The organism is Mesorhizobium sp. M8A.F.Ca.ET.021.01.1.1 (assembly GCF_003998025.1).
In the GTDB taxonomy this organism is placed as follows: domain Bacteria; phylum Pseudomonadota; class Alphaproteobacteria; order Rhizobiales; family Rhizobiaceae; genus Mesorhizobium.
Map to the genome: position 1 here is coordinate 1 of NZ_RZSJ01000224.1, position 8,981 is coordinate 8,981.

At 61.6% G+C, this 8,981-nt stretch carries 8 protein-coding genes and 1 pseudogene; 4 read left to right on the forward strand and 5 right to left on the reverse strand.

From position 1 onward, the window contains the following. Positions 1 to 60: 60 nt before the first annotated feature. On the reverse strand, positions 61 to 360 hold the full coding sequence (locus EOA36_RS18250; RefSeq protein WP_127278822.1) for an AzlD family protein: 300 nt from the start codon (positions 358 to 360) through the stop codon (positions 61 to 63). Beyond that, on the reverse strand, positions 357 to 1,091 hold the full coding sequence (locus EOA36_RS18255; RefSeq protein WP_127278823.1) for an AzlC family ABC transporter permease: 735 nt from the start codon (positions 1,089 to 1,091) through the stop codon (positions 357 to 359). Before EOA36_RS18255 ends, EOA36_RS18250 begins: the two co-directional genes overlap by 4 nt. A 171-nt stretch (positions 1,092 to 1,262) precedes the next feature. Between EOA36_RS18255 and EOA36_RS18260 the strand changes: the two genes are divergently transcribed. Both EOA36_RS18260 and EOA36_RS18265 read left to right on the forward strand, forming a co-directional pair. Further along, a complete protein-coding gene (locus EOA36_RS18260) occupies positions 1,263 to 1,721 on the forward strand; it encodes an Lrp/AsnC family transcriptional regulator (protein ID WP_127278829.1) in 459 nt (152 codons plus the stop codon). Positions 1,722 to 1,949: 228 nt separating this feature from the next. After that, positions 1,950 to 3,152: pseudogene (locus tag EOA36_RS18265) on the forward strand (MFS transporter). A gap of 180 nt (positions 3,153 to 3,332) precedes the next feature. Here EOA36_RS18265 and EOA36_RS18270 read toward each other — a convergent pair. Continuing rightward, complete coding sequence (locus EOA36_RS18270) at positions 3,333 to 5,339, reverse strand: EAL domain-containing protein (RefSeq protein WP_127278824.1); 2,007 nt, start codon at positions 5,337 to 5,339, stop codon at positions 3,333 to 3,335. A 286-nt stretch (positions 5,340 to 5,625) separates the two neighbouring features. Between EOA36_RS18270 and EOA36_RS18275 the strand changes: the two genes are divergently transcribed. Both EOA36_RS18275 and EOA36_RS18280 read left to right on the forward strand, forming a co-directional pair. Further along, positions 5,626 to 6,660, forward strand: coding sequence for a class I SAM-dependent methyltransferase (locus tag EOA36_RS18275; RefSeq protein ID WP_127278825.1), 1,035 nt, complete (start codon positions 5,626 to 5,628; stop codon positions 6,658 to 6,660). Between the two features lie 92 nt (positions 6,661 to 6,752). Then, entirely contained in the window at positions 6,753 to 7,640 is an 888-nt protein-coding gene (locus EOA36_RS18280; RefSeq protein ID WP_127278826.1) for a hypothetical protein, read from the forward strand. Between the two features lie 37 nt (positions 7,641 to 7,677). Here the strand turns inward: EOA36_RS18280 and EOA36_RS18285 are convergent, their stop codons facing one another. Both EOA36_RS18285 and EOA36_RS18290 read right to left on the reverse strand, forming a co-directional pair. Beyond that, entirely contained in the window at positions 7,678 to 7,971 is a 294-nt protein-coding gene (locus tag EOA36_RS18285) for an HlyU family transcriptional regulator (RefSeq protein WP_127278827.1), read from the reverse strand. A 44-nt stretch (positions 7,972 to 8,015) separates the two neighbouring features. Next, a complete protein-coding gene (locus EOA36_RS18290) occupies positions 8,016 to 8,657 on the reverse strand; it encodes a TetR/AcrR family transcriptional regulator (protein ID WP_127278828.1) in 642 nt (213 codons plus the stop codon). Positions 8,658 to 8,981 lie beyond the last annotated feature (324 nt).

Sequence of the window (8,981 nt, forward strand, 5' to 3'; positions counted from 1 at the left end):
GCGTAAGGCTCGCGATCATCTGAACTCGAAAGGCAGGCGTTCGCGCCTGCCTTTTTCGTTTTAGCCAATGAAAAGCCTGAGCAGGGCCGCCGAAGCGACGCCGATCAGCACGGTCGGCAGCATCGAAAGCCGCGTCGCGGCGATGAAGGTGATGGCCAGCGCCAGAAGGTCGGCGGGATTGCGCGACACGAAGGCCGGCGCGATGACCGAGATCAGCACGCAACCGGGTGCCGCCTCCATCACCGCGGTCGCCCGCGCGCTCAGCACACGGTTGCGCAGGACGACATAGCCGCCGATCCGTGTGAGATAGGTGACTCCGGCCATCAGCACGATGGTGAAAAGGGTTGTCATGTCGATCATGCATCACCTGCCATCAACCAGGCAGCAAGCAGCCCCGACACCGCACCCGCCGCGACATACCAGGCGCCGGGAATGAAGAGATAGACAAGGGCCGCGACGACTAGGCTGACCAGCCAGGGCCGCGCCGCCGCCACGCTCTTCCACATGCCGCGCATCAGCACCAGGAAGACGGCCGGAAACGCCATGTCGAAACCATAGGTCCCGACATCGCCCAGCATCGGGCCGAGCAAGGCGCCGAGCGAGGTGAAAGCCACCCAGGTGAGATACATCGCCAGCGCGGCGCCCATATAGTAGCGCGGGCTGAAGGCCGGGCCGATGCCCGCGGCGGCGCGCTGCTTGGCGTCGGCCAGGCCCAGCGCCCAGCTTTCGTCGCACATGAGGAACAGCGCCGGGAAAACCTTGCGCCGCGGCAGTTCGCGCAGGAATGGCGCCAGCGCCGCTCCCATCAGCAAATGACGGCTGTTGACCAGGAAGGTGATGGCGACGATGAGGAGGATATGCGGCGGCGACGTCCACAGCTGGATCGCCGCGAATTCCGAGCCGCCGGCGAAGTTCAGCCCGGTCATCATCGATAACTCGACCGTGCTCAGCCCCTTCTGCGTGGCCTGGGCGCCAAGCACCAGCGCGTAGGGAATGGTGCCGACCTGCACCGGCGCGCAGGACGTCACACCACGACGGAACTCGGATTGCGAACCATTGCCGGCCGCTTCGACTGCCTGTGAAATGCTCATGGTCTGCCACAGGCCAGCCTCACAGCCGCCCTGCCCCGCGTTTGAAATTTCTTGGGTGTCAGGAGCAAAACATACCCACACTTCTCGGCAATTTGGTTGCGAAGATTGTTGTCTTTGAGCCAATTTTGGCATTCACTGTCACATATTGCCAGGAAAATGGAATTCAACACCATGAAGCTCGACGACATCGACAAGCGCATCCTGCGGGCGCTGCAGCGCGACGGCCGCATGGCCAACAATGATCTGGCAAATGAGGTCGGCCTGTCGCCCTCGCCTTGCCTGCGGCGCGTCAAGCTGCTGGAGGAAGCCTGCATCATCGACCGCTATGTCGCCGTGATCAATCCGGCCAGCATCGGCAAGGGCCTCACCTTCTTCACCCGCATCTGGCTGAAGGCGCAGGACGAGGACACGATCGAACATTTCGCCACCGAGGTGGCCAAGCTGCCGCAAGTGATGGAATGCTATCTCATGCTGGGCGACTGCGACGCCATGGTGCGCGTGGTGGCAGCCGGCATCGACGACTACCGCCGCTTCCAGTCGGAACATCTCAGCCGCATCAAGGGCGTGCAGAACGTCAAGACCGACGTGCCGAGCCAGACGATCAAATACACGTCGGAACTGCCGATCTAGGACAGGCCAGGAATGCAGCAGCTTGCAACTCGAAAGCACGATCGAAAATGGAGGTCAAATTCAGGGAGCCAGTATTTCGGGGCACCGCCGCAATCCGGGCATCCAGACTGGATAAAAAATGCAACCGGATTGTAGGATGAACGCCGATGCCGGCGTCCTACGGACGCAAGGGCACGGCGAAGCTGGACCGTGCCGCCTCAAGACTGCGTTCCGGCATGGGAGAAAACCATGAACCTTTCCTACCGTTGGGTCATCGTCGCGGCTGGCGCGCTGATGTCCTGCGTCGCCATCGGCACCATGTTCTCGCTGGCGATCTTCCTCGAACCCATGGCGCTCGATACCAACTGGTCGCGCGCGGGCATTTCGAGCGCCATGACGCTCAACTTCCTGGTGATGGGCCTCGGCGGATTCGCCTGGGGCGCCCTGTCTGACCGCTTCGGCGCCCGAATCGTCGTGACGATCGGTGCCGTGCTGCTCGGGCTGGCGCTGGTGCTGGCAAGCCGCGCCGGTTCGCTTCTCACCTTCCAGATCACCTATGGCGTGCTCGTCGGGCTTGCGGCCAGCGCCTTCTTCGCGCCCATGATCGCGCTGACCTCAGGCTGGTTCGACACCAATCGCGGGCTGGCGGTATCGCTGGTCTCGGCCGGCATGGGCGTGGCGCCGATGACGATCTCGCCCTTGGCCCGCTGGCTGATTTCGGCCTATGAATGGCGCACCGCCATGTTCGACATCGGCCTCCTGGCCTGGGTGCTCCTATTGCCCGCCGTCCTTCTGGTGCGCCAGCCGCCGAAGCCCGCCGCCTCCGATGCGGCCGCGGCGCCAGTCGCCGAAGGCGCCGGCCTGACGGTCGGGCAGGCGCTGCGCTCGCCGCAATTCATCGTGCTGGGGCTGACCTTCTTCGCCTGCTGCGCGGCCCATTCCGGCCCGATCTTTCACATGGTCAGTTACGCCATGCTGTGCGGCGTCGCCCCGATGGCCGCTGTCTCGATCTACAGTGTCGAGGGTCTGGCTGGGCTCGGCGGCAGGCTGCTCTACGGCGTGCTTGCCGACAGGCTCGGCGTCAAGCCGGTGCTGATCGCCGGGCTGGCGATCCAGGCGATCGTCATTGCCGCCTATCTCTCGATCAGCCAGCTCGACCAGTTCTATATGCTGGCCGTCATCTTCGGCGCCACCTATGGCGGCGTCATGCCGCTCTACGCGGTGCTGGCGCGTGAATAGTTCGGCCAGCGCATCCTCGGCACCGTGTTCGGCGCCGCCACCATGCTCTCCAGCCTCGGCATGGCGCTGGGGCCGCTTGCCGGCGGCATGATCTTCGACGCTTATGCCAGCTACCATTGGCTGTTCATCGGCTCGGCTCTCATCGGACTGGGCGCCGCGGGCATAGCCATCGCCTTCCCGCCGCTGCCACGCAGGACGTTCCAGACGGCATAATGCATGCCGCCCGGAAGTGTCCTCGGTTCCGGCATAACGACATGCATAAAATCACCTACAGCAGGTCGGGCGAATCCTATTCGCCGCGACATGCTGTAGGCACGACCGGACGGCAATCGCGGCCAGAAACACGCGGGCTTGACGGGCCAATGGCCGGTCAAGCCACCGCCTGCTTCGGCGTCACGCCGACTTGAGGACCGTGAACGGCCGTTTTTGAACGGCCCGTTTGGCCTGGAAAATCGCGGCCGGAGCCGGGCGGCCGACATGAAAGCCCTGGACCTTGTCTATGCCGAACTGGCGCATGAGGAGCATCTGCTCCTCGGTCTCCACCCCTTCGACCAGGATTTTGTGGCCGCGATTTCTGACCAGCGCGATGATGTCCTGCAGCATCGCCATGCCCTTGGGGGTGCCGCAGTCGTGGAGAAACGAGCGGTCGATCTTGACCGTATCGAAATCGATGAGACGAAGCCACGAAAGGCCGGCGAAGCCCGTCCCGAAATCATCGAGCCAAATCCTGATCCCGAGCAGCTTCAGGTCGCTGATGCAGCGCAGGATGTCGGAGTGCATCTCCATCTCCAGCCCTTCGGTGATCTCGAAGGCCAGCCTGTTGCCGGTCACGCCGGTCTCGCCCAGAATGGTCGCGACCGATGTCGCGAAGCCGGGCGTCTTGAGCTGGATCGGCGAGACGTTGACGCTGACGACGCGCACGTGATCCTGCGCCAGGAGCTCGGCGCACACCGTCCTTATTGCCCAACGCCCGAGCTCGAGGATGGCGCCGGTTCGCTCCGCGACGGGAATGAACAGGCTCGGCGGAACCAGGGTGCCGTCCAGCATCTTGAGGCGCATCAGCGCCTCCACGGCCTCGACCCTGCCCGACGCGACGTCCTGGATGGGCTGATAGACGAGCGAAACGAGATCCTGGCCGATCGCGATCTTCAGCAAAGCCGCCAGGTTCTCGCTCTCGTCGCTGCTCTGGGGATCGGTCGGATCGAACAGCCGGACACAGTTTCGGCCGCTGGCTTTTGCCAGATAGAGCGCTCGATCGGCCTCGTGGATGATCTTTTCCAGCTTGGCGGCGGTCTGCTTCCTGGTGAATGCGGCGCCCACGCTCGCCGTCACGATCGCGATGCCGTCCCGCCGCAACTCGTGCGCGATCGCCAGGTTCTCGACCGTGCGGCAAATGGCTTCCGCGAGATCCGCGACCTGGTCTTTCCTGCCCATGCGGGCCAGGACGATGAATTCCTCACCGCCATAGCGGCCGATGGAGCCGTCATATTGCTTGATCAACTCGCGGAGCGCATTGGCGACCTGGATCAGGCAACGATCGCCTTCCTGATGGCCATAGCAGTCGTTGAACTTCTTGAAGAAGTCGACGTCGATGAGGATCGCCGCAAAACCATGGCCAAGCTTTTGCCAGTCATTCCAGTAGTCGCGCAGTTTCTCGTCGATCGCGCGCCGGTTCTCCAGACCTGTAAGCGGATCCGTCCGCGACAGCCTGAGCAGGGCCTTGCCGCGCTCGGTGGCCTCATTGTGCTGGATCTTGGCTTCCAGCGCGTTCAGGAAGACGTTGTAGCGCTCTTCGTTCAGCTTCCAGTTCACATAGGACGTGAACGTGAAGCACGAAACGTAGAAAGTGCCGAATACCATCTTGTATGTCAGCGACGCCGGTAGAAAGTAGTTCACCACATACAAGATACACAAAATTATGGTCGACGTTATGATCGACACTTTGAACCGGAACGTGAAGAAAAGATTGGCACTCATCATGAAGATGGTGCCGAAGACCATGTAATAGGCGACGCTTTCCTTGTTCTCGCCCATGGAGGCAGGGCAAAGCCAGCCGAGATAACCGAAGATGATGGCCCCGGCGCAGGTCACGTCAAGCCAGTCCGTGGCGACTCCCCGGCGAAGCTGTGCTTCCAGAACCAACAGTGCGGTCAGTCCGACAGCGAAGCGGGCCGTGATCGTAAGGGCCGCGACATCCGGTATCAGCAGCAGATCCGATACCGAAAACAAGACATAGATGACGACGGCGATCCAAAGGCCCGGCCTGGCCTCCTTTCTTCGCTTCGCCTGGGCTTCCGTCCGGTAAAGGATGCGAAGTTCAGCCGCCCCCAGTTCCTGGCGCGGGTCGTGCGGTTCCGAATCCACCGCATCTGCCACTCTGGACGACGCGCGTTCGTTCACGACGAATCCCGGCTGAAGGGCATCTCGCGTTCCGAATTCTTTTGCAGCTTCTGCCCCCAACGCAGACCGACTCCTTGGGCACGACACGTCTTGCCGCGCGATCAAATGCAATGATGCAGGACAAGTTTCCGTTAACTCGAACCCGGAATCCCCTCCTTAAAAACCTCAAAGAATTGACATGGTTAGCGGGAAATTAATCATACCGATAAAATGCCCGCGAGCCGACATTGGCAAACCGAGTATTCTAAGCAATAAGTTAACTGACTGTTAACTATGGAGCCTTGGTGTGCAAACTGTCTTTGACGGCCAGAGTCTGATTACGGCGGAGGCGATTGCCGGTGGTCTCCGTCGCGGAAAGCCCGAGCATCACGGCGAAGCGTTCGAAACCGCTCGCGCGGAGCTGGCGCTCATCCTCCAGACGACACAGCAACAGGTCGAGCAGCAAAAATCTCCCGCCGAGATTGTTCGCCGCCTGCTGTCGCTCCTCAACGCGCTGCGTGCTAAGGTCCATCCCGACGTGTGGCAAGCCTTGATACCGCTGGTGCAGAACCACCCGCTCCAGAAGTACTTTCTCGAGGATCCGCTGACGCATTGGTCCTTCACCAAGCCCAGGGGGTATTCCGGCGACGCGCAGTTGCTCGACTACATCTATTGTGACCCGCACGTGGCCGAGAGCGTGGCAAGCGCCTCGGAGATCGGCAAGGCGCTTTACAGCCATACCCAGAACGTTCCGTCATGCGTCGCGGCACGGGAACGCCGCGATCTGCTGACCCGCTATGTCGATGAAACCGCGGCCAAGAATGGACCCGAAACCGAAGTCCTGGCGATCGCGGCCGGCCATCTGCGCGAAGCGAACCGTTCGACCGCATTGGCCGAGGGCCGCCTCAAGCGCTGGGTCGCGCTCGACCAGGATCCCCAGAGCGTCGGACTGATCGCGCGCGACTTCCAGGGCACCGCGGTCGAGGCCATCGACGGCTCGGTACGCACCGTGCTCACCAGGAGCCAAAAGCTTGGCAAGTTCGATCTCATCTATGCGTCGGGCCTTTACGACTACCTCCAGCACAATGTCGCCGTGAAACTCACCAAGACATGCCTGCAGATGCTGAAGCCGAACGGGACATTCCTGTTTGCGAACTACGCCGAGGGCACTCCTGACGCCGGCTACCGGGAAACGTTCATGGACTGGGTGCTGCTGCTGCGGTCGGAGGTCGACATGTGGAACATCATCAATGCCAGCGTCGACCGCAACACCGTCGAGGCGCAGGTGTACTTCGGCGAGAACCGCAACGTGCTCTACGGCGTCATCCAAAAGCGCGGATGATACCCTGACGGCACACCGGCTGATATGGGGACCTCGAGCGCTTCAAACGGAGTGCTCGAGGGTTCTTCTTTTGTTTGTGGGGGTTTTCCATCATGGCAACTCGCCTGGGCTTGCGGGCAGTCTTTCGCTTGATTGTCGCAGGTTTCCTTGCGTCCCTGACCTTGGTTGGCACCTCGTCGGGCGCCGCAAAGCAGAAAGCGCCCGAAGAATGGCCTATGAATTTCATTTTGGTTCGGAACGGCGATTGCAATGTAAGCTGCATTCAATGGATATCCGCAGAAGGTATCATTAAACCTGATACAGATAGACAATTTGAGAAGTTTCTGCGGAGTCTGAAGGGCCAGAGACTTCCGATCGTGTTTCAGTCCGGCGGCGGAAACGTGGATGCGGCGCTTGCGATCGGGCACATGATCCGGGACGCCAACCTCGAAACCGCGATAGGCAGGACGCAGTTGAATGGCTGCCCGATGCTGGTTCCGCGCTGTCCGGAAAAGATCGTTAGGGACGGCTGGTCGGAAGGGGAAGTTCATTCTGGCGGGGCGTACTGTTTCTCGGCTTGCCCATGGGCCTTGGCCGGAGGCCGGGTTCGCGCCGCGGCTGCCACTGCCCGTATCGCCGTCCATCAGATAACGAACGGCCGGAACAAACCCCGAATGCACAACGGCAGAAGAAATCTCGATGAAATTTCGACCGTGGCTGATCCGGCGCTGAAGCAGATGATGTCAGATTATTTCGACCAAATGGGCCTCAACAGCGCCGATGTGTTCGCCATGATGGGGCTGGCAACACCGCAGGGCCTATATAACGTCTGGGACGCTGAAGCGCTCAAATCAGGCATCGTAACGAAGGTCTATTCGTACTCGGAAGAGCCGGGCTATGTCATTGGTGGATCTGAGGCCAAGGCCACTCCCCCGGCGACGGCCGCACCGACGCCGACGGTTGCTCCCGCGCCGGCGGTCACTCAATCCCGGACGAACTGATGCATCTGCTTCGGTAAGGTATGGCGCGTCTTGTGCCCTAGCCGAAAATTCGCTCGCCCTGCTCGTCGACGAGCTGGATGCCCTTCTTGATCGAGATATCGACGGCATCGTCCAGCCCGGCAAAGCGGTCGGCGCGGATGAATTTGTGCTCCTTCACCACGCCATCGACCTCCTTGGAGACGACGCCGCAGGTCTGGTACTGGCCCTCGGTCTTGTAGGGCGTGGCGCTGATCGTGAACCCCTTGTGTTCGACCTGCTTGGCGGGCGCGGCACTTGCAGGCTCGGCCGCTTCGCCGCCACCGCCGCCGAAAAGACGTTTCAGAAAAGACATCGCTCAAATCTCCTTGTCGCCTACGACCGCCGTCGGTATGCGATTCACGACGTTGTTTTCCCAGCATGCGCGAATGTGCCGCCTCGTTCCAGCCCCCTGATGAAGACACAGACGAGGAGCGCGATCTGCTGGTCGATCTCGTCCGCCTGCCGGCGCACGGACCTGGCCGCATAACCGCTGGTGACGATGCCGTGCACGCTTGACCAGAGGGTTCGCGCGGCGATCCGGCGCGTGTCCTCGTCGAGATCGAAGCCGCCATCGGCAAGGACACTGGCGATGATCTCGAACAACTGGTCGAGCCGCGCCTCATAGACATCGGGCTCGGTCAGCACCGGACGCCGCCTGTTGAAGGCAAGCAGCGCCGGCCAGCTGCCGGGATGAGCCTCGACGAAGCGCACATAGGCGCCGGCCAGTGCCATCAGCCGTTGGCGCACGTCGGTGATGCCGCGCCTGCCAAGGTCGGCCATCGCCGCCGCCCCCGCGACACCCAGCCGGTCGAGCAGCCGCATGTTGACGGCGCGGTGCACACCGTCGAGATCGGAAAACAGATTGTAGACCGAGCCGACCGAGATGCCCGCCTGTTCGGCGATGGTCCTGGCCTTCAGATTGTCCATGCCGCCTTCGTTGAGCAGCGTCTCGGCAATGGCCAGCACCCGCTCGCCCGCCTCTTCCTTGTCCAGTGCCATGCTTTTCCTTCTGAATGAGCGCGCCTTGCGGATGGCCTGCTGTTCGCGACCCGATGCCGCTTCGTTTACCATATGCCGCGCATCGTGAACAGCGTTCAAAAAAGCTCTTGAACAGTGTTCATTTCCTGTTACGTTGGCATCGTGAACATTGTTCACAGAAACTTCGAAGGGAGAAGAACCATGCTTAGCCTGATCAGAACATTGCTCGACGGCGCGAGCGCACGGGCCGAGGACGGCCTGAAGGATCGCTTCGCCATCGACCTTCTGGCGCAGCGCATTCGCGATGCCGAGACGGGACTTGCCGCCGCCAAGCAGACGCTTGCC

Bases quoted from the DNA above. Each gene is read 5' to 3' on its own strand.
- EOA36_RS18260 (WP_127278829.1), top strand. From the start codon at position 1,263: ATGAAGCTCGACGACATCGACAAGCGCATCCTGCGGGCGCTGCAGCGC.
- EOA36_RS18285 (WP_127278827.1), bottom strand. From the start codon at position 7,971: ATGTCTTTTCTGAAACGTCTTTTCGGCGGCGGTGGCGGCGAAGCGGCC.
- EOA36_RS18250 (WP_127278822.1), bottom strand. From the start codon at position 360: ATGATCGACATGACAACCCTTTTCACCATCGTGCTGATGGCCGGAGTC.
- EOA36_RS18280 (WP_127278826.1), top strand. From the start codon at position 6,753: ATGGCAACTCGCCTGGGCTTGCGGGCAGTCTTTCGCTTGATTGTCGCA.
- EOA36_RS18255 (WP_127278823.1), bottom strand. From the start codon at position 1,091: ATGAGCATTTCACAGGCAGTCGAAGCGGCCGGCAATGGTTCGCAATCC.
- EOA36_RS18290 (WP_127278828.1), bottom strand. From the start codon at position 8,657: ATGGCACTGGACAAGGAAGAGGCGGGCGAGCGGGTGCTGGCCATTGCC.